17 protein-coding genes are annotated in these 15,724 nt (G+C 55.1%); 2 read left to right on the top strand and 15 right to left on the bottom strand.

All coding sequences use genetic code 11. The annotated features are described in order from the left end of the window. The first annotated feature begins 82 nt into the window (after positions 1–82). Positions 83–388: a DUF2508 family protein gene (locus D7024_RS01705; protein ID WP_121450274.1), complete on the top strand. Its 306-nt coding sequence runs from the start codon at positions 83–85 to the stop codon at positions 386–388. A gap of 21 nt (positions 389–409) precedes the next feature. On the opposite strand, the gene D7024_RS01700 is transcribed toward D7024_RS01705, so the two are convergent. From D7024_RS01700 to D7024_RS01630, 15 genes are all read right to left on the bottom strand, one after another. Beyond that, complete coding sequence (locus tag D7024_RS01700) at positions 410–1,048, bottom strand: uracil-DNA glycosylase (protein WP_207666873.1); 639 nt, start codon at positions 1,046–1,048, stop codon at positions 410–412. A gap of 84 nt (positions 1,049–1,132) precedes the next feature. Continuing rightward, the gene (locus tag D7024_RS01695; RefSeq protein ID WP_121450273.1) at positions 1,133–1,324 is read right to left on the bottom strand and encodes a CooT family nickel-binding protein; all 192 of its coding nucleotides are present in this window, start codon (positions 1,322–1,324) and stop codon (positions 1,133–1,135) included. Between the two features lie 97 nt (positions 1,325–1,421). Beyond that, entirely contained in the window at positions 1,422–2,663 is a 1,242-nt protein-coding gene (locus D7024_RS01690) for a PDZ domain-containing protein (RefSeq protein ID WP_121450272.1), read from the bottom strand. Positions 2,664–2,684: 21 nt separating this feature from the next. Continuing rightward, the gene (locus tag D7024_RS01685) at positions 2,685–3,845 is read right to left on the bottom strand and encodes a S41 family peptidase (protein WP_121452409.1); all 1,161 of its coding nucleotides are present in this window, start codon (positions 3,843–3,845) and stop codon (positions 2,685–2,687) included. Positions 3,846–4,014: 169 nt separating this feature from the next. Then, a complete protein-coding gene (locus D7024_RS01680) occupies positions 4,015–5,148 on the bottom strand; it encodes a murein hydrolase activator EnvC family protein (protein ID WP_121450271.1) in 1,134 nt (377 codons plus the stop codon). Between the two features lie 20 nt (positions 5,149–5,168). Next, positions 5,169–6,056, bottom strand: coding sequence for a permease-like cell division protein FtsX (ftsX, locus tag D7024_RS01675; protein ID WP_121450270.1), 888 nt, complete (start codon positions 6,054–6,056; stop codon positions 5,169–5,171). After that, positions 6,046–6,732, bottom strand: a complete 687-nt coding sequence (gene ftsE / locus D7024_RS01670) for a cell division ATP-binding protein FtsE (protein ID WP_121450269.1) — start codon at positions 6,730–6,732, stop codon at positions 6,046–6,048. Before ftsE ends, ftsX begins: the two co-directional genes overlap by 11 nt. A gap of 292 nt (positions 6,733–7,024) precedes the next feature. After that, on the bottom strand, positions 7,025–7,969 hold the full coding sequence (locus tag D7024_RS01665) for a transketolase family protein (protein WP_121450268.1): 945 nt from the start codon (positions 7,967–7,969) through the stop codon (positions 7,025–7,027). A gap of 17 nt (positions 7,970–7,986) precedes the next feature. After that, positions 7,987–8,805, bottom strand: coding sequence for a transketolase (locus D7024_RS01660; protein WP_121450267.1), 819 nt, complete (start codon positions 8,803–8,805; stop codon positions 7,987–7,989). A gap of 41 nt (positions 8,806–8,846) precedes the next feature. After that, the gene (locus D7024_RS01655) at positions 8,847–9,689 is read right to left on the bottom strand and encodes a YitT family protein (RefSeq protein WP_121450266.1); all 843 of its coding nucleotides are present in this window, start codon (positions 9,687–9,689) and stop codon (positions 8,847–8,849) included. A gap of 470 nt (positions 9,690–10,159) precedes the next feature. Further along, complete coding sequence (ptsP, locus tag D7024_RS14675) at positions 10,160–11,281, bottom strand: phosphoenolpyruvate--protein phosphotransferase (RefSeq protein WP_165859383.1); 1,122 nt, start codon at positions 11,279–11,281, stop codon at positions 10,160–10,162. 6 nt (positions 11,282–11,287) lie between these two features. Beyond that, a complete protein-coding gene (locus tag D7024_RS01645; protein WP_121450265.1) occupies positions 11,288–11,740 on the bottom strand; it encodes a PTS sugar transporter subunit IIA in 453 nt (150 codons plus the stop codon). A gap of 69 nt (positions 11,741–11,809) precedes the next feature. Continuing rightward, complete coding sequence (locus D7024_RS01640) at positions 11,810–12,952, bottom strand: PTS fructose transporter subunit IIC (RefSeq protein ID WP_207666872.1); 1,143 nt, start codon at positions 12,950–12,952, stop codon at positions 11,810–11,812. Between the two features lie 41 nt (positions 12,953–12,993). After that, complete coding sequence (gene pfkB / locus D7024_RS01635) at positions 12,994–13,944, bottom strand: 1-phosphofructokinase (protein ID WP_165859236.1); 951 nt, start codon at positions 13,942–13,944, stop codon at positions 12,994–12,996. Between the two features lie 26 nt (positions 13,945–13,970). Continuing rightward, on the bottom strand, positions 13,971–14,735 hold the full coding sequence (locus tag D7024_RS01630) for a DeoR/GlpR family DNA-binding transcription regulator (RefSeq protein WP_121450263.1): 765 nt from the start codon (positions 14,733–14,735) through the stop codon (positions 13,971–13,973). A 421-nt stretch (positions 14,736–15,156) separates the two neighbouring features. Here D7024_RS01630 and D7024_RS01620 point away from each other — a divergent pair, with 421 nt between their 5' ends. Then, a complete protein-coding gene (locus D7024_RS01620; protein WP_243113655.1) occupies positions 15,157–15,693 on the top strand; it encodes an APC family permease in 537 nt (178 codons plus the stop codon). Positions 15,694–15,724: the final 31 nt, after the last annotated feature.

Genomic DNA, 15,724 nt, shown 5'->3' with positions numbered 1-15,724 from the left:
CGGGTTTTTTGCGTTCAACAAAATAAGCCCTTCTACAGGGGGCAAAAGGCTCATAACCATAGGTTATGGGAGGTGGTCCCCTTTGAATAAACTGCTGGCTCTCTGGAAATCACTGCTCAGGAGCTTTTTAAGATGGATGGGATCGTTTTGCCAGCGCCGGATGCTAACCCTGGTGGAAATCATTGACGAGGCCCGCCGGGACTGGCAGGAAGCCTTAAGGGAATTTCACCTGGTGGACAATGAAATGGTTGATTATGTAATTTTCAAGATTAATACCGCGGAGCGCAGGTTTATCGCGCTTTTGCTCCAGGCCCGGCGCATGGGAGTTACCGCCTGGCCCCCGGACCTGCCGGGACCTGTCAGAAATATAAGCGACTCTCCGGGATAACCCTTGTCCCCCGTGGCGTTTTTAACAATGGGGAGAGTAGTGGTTGGGGTCGATCAGCTCCCGGTACCTGGCCACCACCTGCTTAAAATCTTCCCACGTATCCCTTTTCAAGTTGGGGTTGCGCAGTAAGGCCGCCGGGTGGTAGGTGGGCATGATCCACACTCCGTTTTTTTCCACCCAGCGCCCCCGGTCCCGGGTAATGCGCCCCCGGGGATCCAGGATGGCCTGCAGGGCGGTGGCTCCCAGCAGGACCATGATCCGCGGCTGTAAAATGCGCAGCTGGGCCTCCAGGTTGGGACGGCAGGCCGCCCGTTCCTCCTCGGTGGGTATCCGGTTGCCGGGAGGCCGGCATTTCACGGTGTTCAGTATGTAAACATGCTCAAAACGCCCGAAGCCGCAGGCCTCCAGAATCTTGTCCAGCAGCTGGCCGGCTTTACCCACAAAGGGCCGGCCCAAACGATCTTCGTCAGCCCCCGGCCCTTCACCGCAGAGCACCACCTTGGCCGCGGGGTTGCCCTCGCCAAAAACCACTCCCTGGCAGCCCGCCCGCAGGCCGCAGCGGTTGCATGTTTTGACCTTTTCCTCCAGGGCGGCCATATCGTTTATCCCGGAGAGGTCCCATTCGGGATCGCCGAACAGGTTCTCCTGCAACCAGAACAACTATCTCACCCCGCCAGTGCACACTCTAAGGAAAAGGGGCAGGTTTCACTGCCCCTTTCACTTTAAGCCTTTGTGTCATGCCGTTTATTCTTCTTTTTCTAAAATGATGCGGTGATCCACCAGAGCCAGCTCCACAATTCTGGCCTTCACTATTTTGCGCCGCCCGAAGATGTCCTCCAGCAAAATCCCGTCCTCGTGGGGGATCACCCGGTCCACATTTTCTAAAAAGAGTTCTTCTTTACCGTCCTTACGCAGGTAAGCGTTTGCTTCACACATACGCCACACCACCTTTTCATAAACGATTATAGCCCCGGCTTCCGGCATGTGTCAACGGCAAATTATATCCGGTTTCGAGGGCAGAACTGCAGAAAGATTAACGCCTGATGCGCCGCCAGAAGTCCTGCCACCAGCGCCCCAGGGGACCGGCGGTGGAGAGGTCCATTACTGCTTCCTCACTGCCGTCGGGTACAGGTACAAAACCGAAGGGCCGGCCCGGGGCCCGGAAGGCCACCTCCCGGTGAAAAGCCTGCTCCGGCCCGTGCAGGAACTGCACCTCCACCGGACCCCAAAGGTTAGCCAGAACCATCTCCAGCTCGGGGCGGGAATTTACCGGGCACTGGTTCAGGAACAACACCACATCCCCCGATCGAACACCCGCGCGCCAGGCCGGGCTGTCGGGAACGACGTCCAGCACTCCCACCCCACGGGGTGGAGGCACAAAGAGGGGGCGCCGCAAAAATTCCACTTTTTTGCCGATATAGATGACCATTTCGTGACCCAGGGGGGAAAAGAGTGCGGCCAGAAAAGCCAGACCACGAACATATTGGGAAAGTACCGCCAGGAGAAGCAGGCAGAGGCTATAGGCGCCCAGAAAAAGGGCCGAAAGGCGGCTCTTCTCTCCCGGACTGCGGGAAATGGCCAGGTCCCCGTAACCCAACCCGGCCACCACCGGGATGAGGGTATAAACCAGATCGGTCGCATCACCGCTTACTCCCGGTTTGAGCAGGGGCCACCAGTCCGGCATGGCCACCCCCTGCTGTACCGTTGCCGGGCCGACCACAGCCAGGGCAACAATGGGAATGGGCCAGAAACGCTGTAAAGTAAACCCACCGATCACCTGCCCTGCGGGCGATTTAAAGTAAACCGGCACGGCTCCCAGGTGACCGCCGGCCAGAATCAGCGCGCTTTCCACCAGGTGTAAAACAGCCACCAGGGCCAGCACCTGGGCGATGTGTATTTCCGGAAAGCCGAAAAGGAGGTTGCTGAGCGATAGCACCCCCCCGGCATAGGCAAAACAGAGAAAACGTGCATTGATCAGCATTAATAAAATGGCCACCGGCCAGAGATAAATCAGCCCGGAGCCTGTAAGGGAAAGCCCGATAAGCACCATGAGGAAACTGCCCAGAAAGCCGCCCAGAAGACCGTACCCCGTAGCGGTCAGAGTGTCACGCCACACCCCGCCAATGCCCGGCAGGCCAAAAAATTCCCTCCTGGTGGCAGCCATGCGCCGGTACTGCAGGGCCACCAGCAGCACCACCACCCAGAACAGGGGGTCGAAAAACACAGTGGCCAGGGTGGCAATAATGGCCGGTAATATCTGGCTAAAGGGGAACATTTTTTCACCACTCTTTCCACGTCAGGCGGCCCTGGCCATCTCGCTTTCCAGAATTTCAATGGCCCGTTCCAGCTGCAGATCCACTTCCGCCTGGGGCTCCTGTTCCACCACCACGTCCGGTGTAATCCCTTTTTTATGGATGTCATGGCGCGAGGGAGTCAGGTAACGGGCCGTGGTTAGTTTCAGACCGGCACCGTTGTCCAGGTCAAACACCGTTTGCACAATGCCCTTGCCGAAGGTTTTTTCCCCCACCAGGATACCTGCTCTGGTGTCTTTAACGGCCCCGGCCAGAATCTCTGCGGCACTGGCACTGGCCCGGTTAATGAGCACTACCAGAGGCAGGTTGAGGTTTTTGCCTTCGGAGGCATATGTTTCCTCCCGGCCCGAACGGTACTGGATGTAAACCACCGGCCCCCTGGGGATAAAGTAGCTGGCCACCTTTACTGCCGAACGCAGCTCACCCCCCGGATTGTTGCGCAAATCCAGGAGAACTGCCCGCATTCCTTCTTTTTTCAAACGGGAAATGGTGGCCTCCAGTTCTTCCGGCGTTTTTTCGGTAAACTGGGTCAGGGAAATATAACCGATCCCTTTGCCCGATATCATTCTGCCCTCCACGGTAGGTACGCTAATCTCCTCCCGGACCAGCTTTACATCCCAGGGTTGAGGCACTCCCTTGCGGGCGATGGTCAATTTGACCTCCGTGCCCACTGCCCCCCGCATCATGCTCACGGCCGTATCCAGGTCCATCCCCCGGGCATCCCGGCCGTCGATGCGGGTGATCACATCTCCCTGTTTGATCCCCGCCCGCTGGGCCGGCGTATCCGGGTAGGACCGTACCACCGTCAGGTATTCATCCTTAATGCCCACCAAAATGCCCAGGCCGCCAAAGCTACCCCGGATCTGCTCCTGCAAGCGGGCATATTCCCCGGGGTCCAGGTAAACCGAATAGGGATCGTTCAACGACTTGACCAGGCCGCGAATGGCCCCGTCAACAAGCGTAGTGGCGCTCACCGGTTCCAGGTACCTTGTGCGGACCAGGTGAATAACCTCCAGCAGGGTCCCCAGGTGCTTATAGTTACTGGCCAGCATGCCTCCAAAAGCCGCGATAATTAAAAAAACCACGACGCTTAAGGCAGCCAGCCAGCGGATCCATCTGCTTCCCGTCCGGTGATAATTTGTCATGCCCACCTTCACACCCACCTGCCTTATCTTTCCTGTACACACGTATTATACTACAACAACGCCGGGGTAATTACAACAGTTGCCGGACAAATGAACCGGAAGGGAGCCAACCCGGAAAAAATAATAAACCGCGGCTCCGGGACATCCGGAATCGCGGCAGGGATCACAGTTACAAATAACCCATGGGATCCACCGGCGAACCGTTGACCATGACGGTAAAGTGCAGGTGGGGACCGGTGGACATTCCCGTGCTGCCCACCCGGGCAATGGTTTGCCCCTTGTCCACCTCCTGGCCGACAGAAACCAGCTGGGCCGAAAGGTGGGCGTAAAGGGTGGTTATGCCACCGCCGTGATCGAGCATGACCATATTGCCGTAGCCGCTCATGTAGCCGACGTAAATGACCGTTCCTTCCTGGGCGGCCACCACCGGCGTACCCGTGGGAGCCGGGATATCAATGCCATTATGCATGCGCACATAACCCAGAATGGGGTGGCGGCGGGAGCCAAACCCCGAGGAAATGGACGAGTAACCGGGTACCGGCCAGGTCATCACACCGCTGCCCCGGGGCGCCGAGGGGTGGCTGCGGGCCCTTTCCAGGGCGATCTGCCGCAAAATTTCCTGCTCCTGGGCCTTTAACCTTTCCGCCTCTTCCTCATGCCGGCTCAATTCGTATTGCGCCTGGGCCAGCAACACCTTTTGTTGCCTTTGCTGCTCCACCAGCTGCTGCCGGGCGGCCTGCTGCTGCCGCATCAAAGCTATTATGCGGTCCCGCCGCTCCTCCAGCCGGGCCTTCTTTTCGGCCACTTCCTGGCGCCGGGCCGTAAAATCGTCCACTATGGCCGCATCCCGGGCCACCACCCGTTTTAATAGCTCGTAACGGTTGATAAAGTCGCTGAAATCCCGGGCGGCCAGCAGAACTTCCAGGTAATCAATCTCTCCCCACTGGTATATTTCCCGCAGGCGCTGTTTCATCACCCGGCGGCTCTCCTCCAGCTTTGCTTCGGCTTCGGCCAATTCCTGCCGGGCACGGTTTACCTCACGCAGGGCCACCTGCAGGTTTTCATCCAGCTCCCGGATGCGCTGTTCCGTAGCTACGATGGCCCGCTCCGAATCGGCCACCTGGTCGGCATAGCCGCGCACCGCCTGTTTTGACTCCCGGACCTTTTGTTGTTCCTGGAAGAGCTTCTGCCTGGTCTCCTGGAGCTTTTCCTGCAAACTGGCCCCCTGGGCCATGCCCATTCCGGCCCCGGACAGGGCCAGAACCAGCCCCAGGGCCACGATCCTGCCGGTAAGACCTTTCAAACCATCTCCCCCCCAAAAAACTAAACATTTAAAAACCGGTGAATGGATATGGCGCTGCCCAGGGCACCGATAAACAGCCCCAGCCCCACCAGGCCCCCCAGCAGGCTGAACAGGACCTGTCCGTCGGAAACCAGGGGGATGAAGGGCATAGCCCGGGCCAAATGTTCCACCAGCGACAAATACCCGGTGTAAACCAGAACGGCCGCCAGCAAAGACCCCAGCAGTCCCAGGACCATCCCCTCAATTAAAAAGGGAAATCGCACAAACCAGTTGGTGGCCCCCAGGTACTTCATAATCCCGATTTCCCGCCGGCGGGCAAACACCGACAGGCGAATGGTGGTGGAAATTAAGAACACCGCCGCCGCACCTACCAGGATCATGGCTCCTATTCCGGCCACCCGCACCCAGTGCGTTACCACCACCAGCCTCTCCACCACGCCCTGGCCGTAGCGCACATCCTCCACCCCGTCCATGGAGGCAACCTTTTGGGCCACTTCCACTACCTGATCTGCCCGCCGGGTTTTGATCCGAAAGGTGTCGGGCAGGGGATTATCCTCCTCCAGGCCGTCCAAAATCTCTTTACGCGGGCTGAAGCTACGGCGCATTTCCTCCAGAGCCTCTTCTTTGGAAATAAACTGCACCTGTACCACGCCAGGGAGGAAGCGGATTTTATCGTTTAACTCCTGGATTTCCTCGTCTTTGAGGCCGTCCTTTAGAAAAGCGCTGATCTCCAAACTGGATTCCAGGTGATCCGCAAGCTGGTTTGTGTTCACCACCAGCAGCAGGGAACAACCCAAAATAAGCAGGGATATGGTCACCGTGCCCACCGCGGCCAGGGACAGCCAGCTGTTCCGGAAGATGGACAAAAAGGCCTCCCGGAAATAGTAAACGAGGGTTCTAATCCTCATTGCGGTACCCCCCGCCTTCCTCGTCCCGCACAATGCGCCCGGATTCCAGAGCCACCACCCGTTTTTTCATGGCATCCACAATATCCCGGGCGTGGGTAACCATCAGGATGGTGGTTCCGGCGTTATTGATTTTTTGAAACAGCTCCATCAGTTCCCAGGCAGTTTCCGGATCCAGGTTGCCAGTAGGCTCATCGGCAATGAGCAGTACGGGGTTGTTCACAATGGCCCGGGCAATACCCACCCGTTGCTGTTCCCCTCCGGAAAGCTGCGCGGGCAGCACGTTGGCCTTACCCTCCAGACCCACCAGTTTGAGCACTTCCGGGACCCGCCTTTTGATCTCCCGGTAGGAGGCTCCAGTTACCTCCAGGGCAAAGGCTACGTTCTCAAAAACCGTTTTTTGGGGTAGCAAACGGAAATCCTGAAACACCATCCCTATCTTGCGGCGCAGGTAGGGTACCTCCCGTGACCGCAGGCGGGCCACGTTCTTGCCGTTAAACAGGACCTGCCCCCGGGTGGGCAGTTCTTCCCGGAAAATCAGCTTGGTCAGGGTAGACTTGCCCGCTCCGCTGGGGCCTACAAGAAAGAGGAACTCACCCTTTCTAATATGCAGGTTCACATTATCCAGGGCCTTAACCCCGTTGGGGTAGATTTTAGTCACACCGTAAAAACGGATCATTATCCCACCTCAGTTACGTCGAAAACCATGTTGCACAAGCTTTTTCAGGTAAATTTAGTGATCCCGCTATGGTGCCGCGTTGTCACGCGCTGACAGCGCCGCATCCTCCCCATAATAACGCTCGGCTCAAGTCGCTCGCTACCGAAACCAAAGCAGGGGCTTTAAAAAAAATTGGGGATACTTCAGCTTTTTCGTATACACTTCGACAGGCTCTCCAGAAATCCTCTTAAAAAACCAGAAAAAAGCAGACAACCCCTCCCGGAAAGAGAGGGGTTGTATAAATTGCAATATTTTACCTCCCAACTTTCTTTGTTACTGCCTCCCGCACTTTGTCCGCCAGGTGCGCAGCAGTGAGACCGTATTTTTCCAGCAACTCCCCGGGCTTGCCCGATTCGCCAAAAACATCGGGGACGCCCACCCGGTAGACGGGCACGGGATGGCGGGCACAGACGGCTTCCGCCACCGCCCCGCCCAGGCCGCCGATGACGGAATGCTCCTCGGCGGTAACGATGACCCCCGTCTCGCGGGCGGCCGCAATCACCGCCTCCTCATCCAGCGGCTTGATGGTATGCATGTTGACCACCCGTACCCCTATGCCCTCCTGCTCCAGCAGGCCGGCGGCTTCCAGGGCGGTGGCCACCATAATCCCGGTGGCAATAATGGTGGCGTCATTGCCTCCCCGCATGGTTACCGCCCGGCCGGGCTCGAAATGAAAATCGTCCCCGTGCAGCACGGGCACACCCGGACGCCCCAGGCGGATGTAAACCGGGCCCTGGATTTGCACCGCCGCCCGCACCGCCGCCCGGGTTTCCACCGCATCGGCGGGGACGAGCACGGTTATGTTGGGCAGGGACCGCATCAGGGCGATGTCCTCCACCGACTGGTGGGAGCCGCCGTCCTCCCCTACCGTAATGCCGGCGTGACTGGCGGCAATCTTGACGTTGAGCCGCGAGTAGGCCACGCTGTTGCGAATTATCTCAAAGGCCCGGCCGGTGGCAAAGATGGCAAAGGTGCTGCAAAAGGGAATTTTTCCGGCGGCGGCCAGGCCGGCGGCCGTTCCAATCATGTTTTGTTCGGCTATGCCCATATCGAAAAAGCGTTCCGGGAAGTGCTTTGCGAACTCAATGGTTTTGGTGGACTTGGCCAGGTCCGCGTCCAGCACCACCACGTCGGGGTTTTCCCGCCCCAACTCCACCAGAGCCTCACCGTAGGCATCCCGGGTGGCAATCTTTCTCATAGATCAATACCCCCTTTTTAAGCCAGCTCAGCCAGGGCCCGTTCCACTTCATCGGGTTTGGGGGCCACGCCGTGCCATTCCACCATGTTCTCCATAAAGGATACCCCCTTGCCCTTCACCGTTTCGGCCACAATCATCTGGGGTTTGCCCCGCACGGCCCGGGCCTTTTCCACCGCCTGGAGAATTTCTTCCATGTTGTGGCCGTCAATCACCTGCACGTCCCAGCCAAAGGCGCGCCATTTCTCGGCCACCGGCTCCACGGACATCACCTTCGCAACGGGCCCGTCAATTTGCAGGCCATTATGGTCCAAAAAGGCGGTCACGTTGTCCAGCCGGTAGTGGGCCGCCGCCATGGCCGCCTCCCAAACCATGCCTTCCTGAATCTCCCCATCACCTAAAAGAACGTAAACGCGGTAGTCCCGGCCGTCCAGCCTGGCCGCCAGGGCCATCCCGTTAGCACAGGCCAACCCCTGGCCCAGTGAGCCGGTGGACATCTCCACCCCCGGCAATTTCTTCATGTCCGGATGCCCCTGAAGGGGGCTGCCCAGGCGGCGCAGGGTGAGGAGATCCTCCACCGGGAAAAAACCCCTTTCTGCCAGGGCCGCATAGAGCACCGGCGCGGCATGCCCCTTGGAAAGGACAAAGCGGTCCCGGTCGGGCCAGCGGGGATTTTTGGGATCAATGCGCATTACCTCGAAGTAGAGGGCAGTTACAATATCGGCACTGGACAAAGACCCTCCGGGATGGCCCGAACCGGCAGCGCCGGTCATGCGGATTATGTGCCGGCGGATTTCCCGGGCCTTCTCTTCCAGCCTTTTGATTTTTTCCCCATCCATCTTGAACACTCCCTGGACGAAAAATTTTTATGTTAATGAAATCATGATTCCCGCCACTGTTTAAATCCTTCTCCCAGCACTTCGTGCACGTCGGCCAGGATGACAAAGGCCTCCCGGTCCACCTTGTAGATCAGATCCTTTAAACGGGTCACCTCGGAGCGGTTCACCACCACCAGCAGGACGTCCCGCTCCATGCCGGTATACATGCCCCGCCCCTTCAAAGCAGTGGCGCCGCGGTTGAGCTCCTGCAGCACCGCGGCCGCAATTTCATCCGCCTTTTGGGAAATGATGAAGAAGGCCTTGGTATAGCTGATCCCCTCCTGCACCAGGTCGATGAGCCAGGCGGTAACAAAAATGGTGATCAGGGCGTACATGGCCAGCTCCCAGGAGTTAAAGGTAAACCCCGCAATGAGCACTACCATGCCGTCCACCAGGAAAAGGAGCTGGCCCACGTTGGCGCCGGTGTAGGTGCGCAAAATAGCGGCGGCCAGGTCGGTGCCGCCGGTGGTGCCCCGGTAGCGAAAAACCAGACCCAGCCCCAGGCCGGTGAGCACCCCGCCGAAGATGCTGGCCAGCAGGGGATCGTGGGTGGGCACGGGGAGATGGGGAGCCAGCGCGTCCACCACCAGGGACAGGCTGATGGTGCCGTAAAGAGAGCGAAAGCCAAATTTCAGACCCAGCCGGTAAATGCCCATGGCAAAAAGGGGGACGTTTAACGCCAGCATGGTCATCCCCACGGGGGCACCGGTGAGGTAGTGGAAGACTGTAGCCAGGCCACTTACTCCCCCGGCGGCAATCTTATTTGGCACCAGGAAGAGATCCAGCCCAAGGGCGGTAAGGACCACCCCCAGCGTTACTCCCAAAAATTCGCTAAGAATGGCCATGGGAGAACTACCATCTCCAGTAAGTAGATGTTCAGATTGTACTCCAGTATAAACCAGGATTATGTTAACCAGAATAAGGCGGCTCTATCAAATGACACAGAACATAATTATTCTCAACGCGAACAACAGAATCCTGCATGGAGCGACAAAAAGGTTTACGGTTTTTCCGGGTTTCTTGCTTTACCCAGGATCGTGTTGCTGAGCTTCTCGGGAAAATTCTGGGTCGTTAGTCCGGACACCTTAAAAGGAGGCGGGAAGTATAGACTAAGGCTCCCGCGAACTTTTCCCCTGTTGTAAAGATTGCGCGTTTTGATCATAAAAACACCTCCCGGCAGTAGGTTGGCCTGCCGGAGAGGTTATTATTTGTTGTTCTTAAAGTTCTTAAAGCAAAAGTCTCGCCAATCTTTGTGAAATTTTCGCCTTTTCTTCATCCAGCGCCGGGCGTTAAAAACAACGATTCGGCCCCGTTCTTAACAAGGAGCGCAAGGTCGTGGGGGTTGTCCGGACGATAGATATACTTGATGTCCTGGCCAACTTTTTAAAATATTAAAACCTGCCATTATTGCAGCAGCAGGGGTTTCCACCATAATCCCCAAGGGGATCTCCTCCGCTATTTTTTCCCCCCTGGCTGCCAGCTCTTTCTTGATCTGGCCGATAATCTCTTTAGTCTGCTTCACTTCAACTATATCCGAAACCATTGGCAACATAATGGCCAGGTTTCCGAAACCGCTCGCCCGCAAGATAGCACGAAGCTGTGTATAGAATAGCTCCTTATTCCGCAGACACAGGCGAATAGCACGCAGACCCAGAAAAGGATTTTGTTCTCGGAAAAGTTTTAAAAGGGGAACCTCTTTATCTCCACCGATATCCAGCGTCCTGATAATGACCTGGCGGGGCGCCAGTTGTGCTAAAACCTTTTTATAGGCCTCAAACTGTTCTTCCTCCGACGGCAATGTATGCCGGTTTAAAAACAGGAACTCCGTCCGGAAAAGCCCGACACCTTCCGCACCGGCAGACAGGACTGTACCAGCTTCTTCAGGACCACCGATGTTGGCAACAACCTTTATCTGGAATCCATCCGGGGTAATTGCCGGCAGGTCTTTCCTGGCAGCCAGCATCTTTCGGATTTTTCTTTCCTCCTCCAGCCGATGCCGGTAAAACTCCAGGGTACGCTCATCCGGGCAAACAAGCACATCTCCCTTCTCCCCGTCCACAATTACGGTATCCCCCTCACGCACCCGGGCCAAAGCACCCTTTACGCCTACCACCGCAGGGATATTCAAAGCGCGGGCGAGAATGGCGGTATGGGAAGTCTTGCCCCCCTCTTCGGTTACAAGACCCAAAACCTTTGACGAATCGAGGAGACTGGTTTCGGAAGGGGTTAAATCAAGCGCAAAAACAATACCTGATTTTGTCATTCGATTTTCCTCAGAAGATCCTTCGGTTAAATTGCGCAGAAGGCGCTGGCCCACATCTTTGATGTCAGCTGCCCTTTCACGCAGATAGGTATCTTTTAAAGCCTGAAACTTTTCGATAAGCAGTGCAACCGCCCGGTCAACAGCTTCTTCTGCAGAGAGGTGGCCCTCCCGGATACCTCATCAAATTCCGGTCAACGCAGCCAGTATTTGCGACTCGTCCTGTGCTTCCCGCAGGCTCCGGCGGAAATCTTCATGTATCAGCTTCCGCGAAAGAGCGGACAGGATTTTTAAATGCTCGTTTTCAGCACTTTCTGCCGGTACGGCAATTAAAAAGACCAGGTGTACGGGCCGGCCGTCCAGGCTGTTCCATTCAATTCCGGACATTGAACGACCGAAAGCAAGCACAGGCCTGTTCACCGCCGTAGATTTGGCGTGGGGAATGGCTACCCCGAAACCAATACCAGTAGTACTCAAATCTTCCCTTTTAAAAACATCTTGTAAATATGTTTCCAGATCTGTTAGATAACCGTTTTCCATAAGAATACTGGAAAGTTCTTCGATAGCCGCCTTTTTCTCTTCAGAACGCAGTCTAAGGGTTATCAACTGTTGAGTGATTAGACTTCGAACATCCATCCCATCTTACCCCCATCTTTAAAAAAACCAATATTCCGGGACTCCGGAACCAGGCCGGAGTCCCCGCCGCTATTGTTTGCTCGGCTTCAAGATAGATACTAATAAAGCGGTAACCACGGTCCCGATGGCGATGGCAAGGACGTATAACCCCAGGTGGCCTACCGCATTAGGAATGGCCAGCACAAATATTCCCCCATGTGGTGCCCGCAAAGTAGCACCGAATGCCATGGAAAGGGCACCTGCCACCGCGGATCCGATCATAATAGATGGTATAACGCGGAACGGATCAGCTGCAGCAAAGGGTATGGCCCCCTCCGTAATGAATGAGATACCAAGTACCGCTGCGGCTTTTCCAGCCTCTTTTTCATCCCTGGTAAATTTCCCGGGCGCCAGCAAAGTGGCCAGAGCCAGCCCCAGGGGAGGAGTCATACCGGCAGCCATCACAGCAGCTTGAGGTTCAAAGATATTGCTTCCCAAAAGACCCACTGCAAAGGTATAAGCTGCCTTATTAACTGGACCGCCCATATCAAAGGCCATCATGGCGCCCAAAATTAATCCCAGAATGACAGCATTCCCTTTACTCATACCGGTAAGCCAGACTTTTAATCCGTCCATAATACCCTTAATAGGAACACCGATGACGTAAATCAGCAGCAGGCCGACTATTAATGTGGAGAAGAGAGGGATAATTAAAACCGGCTTTAACCCTTCCATTCCCGCCGGAAGTTTAATATAGTCCCTGAGCGCTCTTGCCACGTACCCGGCCAGAAAGCCCGCTACAATACCGCCCAGGAAACCGGCACCCATTTGTGAAGCCAGCATACCACCAACCAGGCCGGGTACCAACCCTGGCCGGTCCGCAATGGAGTAGGCAATAAACCCGGCCAGGACCGGTACCATCAGCGCAAACGCAGCTCCGCCACCTATGTTCATTAAATTCGCCGCCAGGGTACCTTTTTGCTTAAAGGCTTCAATCCCGAAAATAAATGATAGGGCAATAATGAGACCACCGGCTACAACGAGAGGAATCATATAAGATACACCGGTCATCAAGTGTTTGTAGAAACCGACAGCCTCAGCACTCCGTTTGGACTTTTCCTGCTGTACCAGCTGGATAATGTCTGTTACAGTGGCAGAATCCTTTTGCTGTAATGCCTGGTCTATCAAGCTACCTGCGTTTTTAATAGCTTCCCCTACGGAAACTAAATGCATTTCGGTTTACAGCCTGGATGATTCCCCCATGCCCAATGTTCTTAATGCAACTCTTCCAGCTCTACCTGTGGCAGGAATTCCTGGATCAGTTGGAAGTCTCCCACCCCGCTTCCATCTACTGTGGCAGTAGCTGTACTGGCGGCAGTGGCCAGACGCAATGCTTCACCAAGCGAGAGGTTTTTCATCATTGCATAGGCGAAGGCTGCCACCATGGAATCACCAGCACCGACAGTGCTGCCGGTTTTGATGGAAGGAGGCCGTGCACGTATCATCCTATCTCCCGAGGCAGCCAGCGCCCCGGCAGCTCCCAGGGAGATGACTACTGTACCGGTGCCCATTGCCAGCAACCTGCGAGCAGCATCAATAAGATCCTTTTCCTTTTCAACCCTGATTTGAAGCAGTTCCTGCACTTCAGCCCGGTTTGGTTTGATCAGGTCAGGCCCCGCACCCAGCCCGATCTCCAGGGCCTCCCCGCTGGTGTCTAGAATTGTTTTGGTACCGCAACCTTTAGCAATGCGGATGAGCGCTGCATAGGTATCCGGGGGAACACCGGGCGGCAGGCTCCCAGAGAATACCATTACCGAACACCGCTCAGCCAGTTCCCTTGTTTTTTGTTTAAACTGCTTCAGGTGCTCATCGGCAATTAAAAAGCCGGGTTCATTAATCTCAGTCTCCATCCCGGATACCGGATCGATGATCTTGAGATTCACACGCGTCTCGCCAGTAAGATAAACAAAGTCGGTAAGGATATCCCTGGACGCCAGAGCCTCAGAAATGTAACGGCCATTGTTTCCGGCCAAGAAGCCGGTGGCTATTACGGGAGAACCAAGCTGTTTTAAAACTTTAGCCACGTTAATCCCTTTGCCGCCGGGATCCACATACTTGACCTGAACCCTGTTGGTTTTGCCGACGGCAAAATGGGGGACAATCACTGTTTTGTCCAGTGCGGGATTCAATGTTACCGTAGCAATCATGCTTGTTACTACCTTCACCCCTTTCCTGCCGCAATAATTACTTCCTAATCATCAGCAACAAGTACCTTTATTCCTTGCTTTTTCAATGCGTTTAAAACAGCGGCAGGAGCACCGTTATCCGTAATTAAACAATTAATCCTGTCTAAATTACAAATATGGCTAAAAGATACGCGGCCAAACTTACTATGGTCGGCGACCAGAATCACCTCTTTGGCACTATTGAGCATCGCTTTTTTCGTTTGTGCCTCTGCGAGATTGGGTGTAGTTAAACCTTTCTTTAAATCCAGACCGTTGGTGGCCAGAAAAAGTTTATCCACATATAAACCGGATAGAATATTTTCAGTAATGGGGCCGACAAGAGAGAGTGTCCTTCGACGCAAGTTTCCACCAAGAAGAATGACTTCAGCATTTCCCGCAGCCAGCTCCCAGGCAATGTTAACCGCATTGGTTACGATAGTAATATTCCTCTTTTGTTTCAACTGACGGGCAATCTGCAAAGTAGTTGAACCCGCATCCAGCATAACCGTATCGCCTTCCTGAACAAGCTGTACGGCAATTCCGGCAATAGCTATCTTCTCGGCCTGATACTGATCCTCTTTCTCAGCCAAAGAGGGTTCGAAGGTAGCGGCTTGATTGCTTATGGCACCTCCATGGGTACGCTTCAGGAAACCAGCCTCTTCCAGTTCCTGAAGATCTCTTCTAATGGTGGCCTCGGAGACATTAAAGTAAGCGCTTAAATCCAAAACTTTAACAACCTGCTCCCTTCCTATGATTTCCAGAATTTTTTGTCTCCTTTCTTCGGCAAACATAACTGCATACTACCCTTCTTTATCATTTATATTCGTTGTAACTTTTATTTGTGATTATTTCTGTTCGTTTGTGTTTATAATAAGACTATTCATTTTCTTTGTCAAGCATAAAAAACTTGTTAAAAATAACCTGCAGCGGGTAACCTGAGCCAAACGGCCCGGCTAATCCTGGCGTGGCGAAAAGCAAGGGCAGGTTCGAGGGTATGGATGCCCGGGGCCGGGATCTTCCGACTGGATGCGAACTTGGCCGGAGCCGGAAAACCCGCCGTGTTTCCAGGCCAAAGCATTGTTCCGGCACGCGAGATACAGAACAGGCTGGATCAATCATAAATAAAAAAAGGATGCCAGGTTCTACTACCTGGCAGGGCTGGTTGTACCGGATCACAAAGCGTTCGATAATCTGGATACGGCCTTTTATACCGTGGCCCAGGCGGCCGGCGGTGACTGGCTGCGCTTTCTCTGCGCCCTGGCCACGGCCATTGCCTGGGGTATCGGTGACGGATTGGTGGCCCAGGCGGCTATTTCCCGCCTGCTGTACAGCATGGCCCGGGACAAAATGATGCCCGGCTTCCTGGCCAAAGTTCACCCGCGCTACCAGACCCCTTACATGAGCACATTGCTGGTTGCGGTGCTGGCCATTACGATGGGTGCACTCATCCAGATGGACAAGCTGACTTCCATGGTGAATTTCGGTGCCCTGACCGGATTTTTGTTCCTGCACCTGTCCGTGTTCGTGCATTATGTGATCAGGCAGAAGAAAACGGACGCCGCTTCCCTGTTAAAATACCTGGTGGCGCCGGCCTGCGGCTTCGCCATCATTTTCTACGTCTGGATAAGCCTGCAGTCCGAAGCCAAAATCCTGGGGCTGATCTGGTTGGCCGTCGGCTTCGTTTATGCGGCTTTTAAAACCAGATTCTTCACGGAAAAACCACCCGTCTTCCAGTCTCTGGGGCATTAACAAAAAGGATTTAAAAAACAGGGGCCAAGGT

It is taken from the genome of Desulfofundulus salinus, from assembly GCF_003627965.1.
Taxonomy (GTDB): Bacteria; Bacillota; Desulfotomaculia; order Desulfotomaculales; family Desulfovirgulaceae; genus Desulfofundulus; species Desulfofundulus salinus.
The sequence above is the reverse complement of the archived record's forward strand: the minus strand, read 5'-3'. Positions and strand labels throughout refer to the sequence as shown.